The 1,797-nt window shown below is 68.7% G+C and carries 2 pseudogenes; both read right to left on the bottom strand.

Annotated elements, in window-relative coordinates:
- Positions 1-1,471 (bottom strand): annotated as a pseudogene (locus tag JMF90_RS35570) (ABC transporter transmembrane domain-containing protein); the annotation flags it as partial.
- 140 nt (positions 1,472-1,611) lie between these two features.
- Positions 1,612-1,701: pseudogene (locus tag JMF90_RS40455) on the bottom strand (transporter); the annotation flags it as partial.
- Positions 1,702-1,797 lie beyond the last annotated feature (96 nt).

Genomic DNA, 1,797 nt, shown 5'->3' with positions numbered 1-1,797 from the left:
GCGCGCGATCGCGACCCGCTGCCGCTCGCCGCCCGACAGCCGTACGCCGCGCTCGCCGACGCGCGTGTCGTACGCATCGGGGCAGCCGCTCGATGAACGCGTCGAGCTGCGCGCCGCGCGCGGCCGCGATCACCTCGCCGCGGGTCGCGTCGCGCTTGCCGTACGCGATGTTGTACGCGAGCGTGTCGTTGAACAGGATGGTGTCCTGCGGGACGATGCCGAGCGCGTCGCGCAGGCTGCGCTCGGTGACGAGCCGCAAGTCCTGGCCGTCGATCCGGATCGTGCCCGCATCGGGCTGGTACAGCCGGAACAGCAGCCGCGCGAGCGTCGACTTGCCGGAGCCACTGCCGCCGACCACCGCGATCGTCTGCCCGGGCTCGATGCGGAACGACACGTCGAACAGGATCTGCCGGCTCGGCTCGTAGCCGAAGTCGACGTGCTCGAACTCGATCGCGCCGCCGCGCACGACGAGCGGCTGCGCGCCGGGCGCATCGCCGTCCTCGCCCGGCTTGCCGCGCGCATCGAGCAGCCCGAACAGCCGCTCGATGTTCGTCATCGCGTCGTTCGCCTCGCGGAACACGAAGCCGAGCGCATTCAGCGGCAGGCTGATCTGGATGATGTACGCGTTGATCAGCACGAGATCGCCGATCGTCATCGCGCCGCGCGCGACCTGCTGCCCGGCGAGCAGCATCACGGCCGCGATCCCCGCGCCGATGCACGCGCTCTGCCCGATATGCAGCGCCGACAGCGCGTACTGGTTGTCCACGCCGGCCTCGCGCCATTCGTCGAGCACGCGGTCGAGCCGGTCGCGCTCGACGTCCTCGCGGGCGAAATACTTGACCGTATCGACGTTCAGCAGGCTGTCGACCACGCGCGAATTCGACTCGGCCTCGAGCGCGTTCACGCGCCGCTGGTAACGCATGCGCCGGCGCGTAAACACCACCGTATACGCCGCGTAGACGGCGAACGTGGCGAAAATGATCGCCGTGAAGCCGCCGCCGTACTTGCTGATCACGATCACCAGCACCGAGCCGATCTCGATGGCCGTCGGCACGATCGTAAACACCGCGACGCCGAGCAGGTAGCCGATCCCGGCCGTGCCTTTCTCGAGGTCGCGCACCACGGCGCCCGTCTCGCGCTGCGCATGAAAGCGTGCGCCGAGCCGATGCAGGTGGCCGAACGTGCGCACGGTAAACGTCGCGACCGTATGCTGCGTGACCTGCACGAAGGTCATGTCGCGCACTTCGTTCAGTGCGTTGGACGCGAAGCGCACGACCGCGTACGCGAACAGCAGCAGCACCGGCCACGTCATCGGCTGGCCAGCCACGCGGCCGAAACCGTCGACGATGTCCTTGAGCAGCAGCGGCACCGACACGGCCGCCGCTTTCGCGAGCACCAGCAGCACGATCGCCGCGAGCACGCGCGCGCGGTAATGCCAGATCGCGCGCCACAGTTCGACCGCGATCCGCATCCGCAGGCCGCGCTCGTCGCGGCGGCCTCGGTGGTCGCGGCCGGCTGCCGCCTCACGATCCTTGATGGGCGTTTCGTCGATTCCGGTCGTCATGCACGCATTGCTCGCGGTCGGGGGCGGGCCGTTTCACGCACGGGCGGTCAGTGGCGCGGTTCGCGCTCGCGGCCGCCCACGACGGTGCCGGGCTCCGGGTCGCGCGCGGCCGGCTGGGTGGGCGTGACGGTCCGCTTCGTATAACTTCGTATAATGTATGCTATACGAAGTTATTACGTAAAAAAAATCCGCCAGCGTCGCGCCATTTGCTTCGAACAATTCGGCGAGGCGCT

The sequence above is a fragment of the Burkholderia sp. E168m23 genome (genome assembly GCF_016586125.1).
Lineage (GTDB): Bacteria > Pseudomonadota > Gammaproteobacteria > Burkholderiales > Burkholderiaceae > Burkholderia > Burkholderia orbicola.
This window is presented reverse-complemented; position numbering and strand designations above follow the sequence as displayed.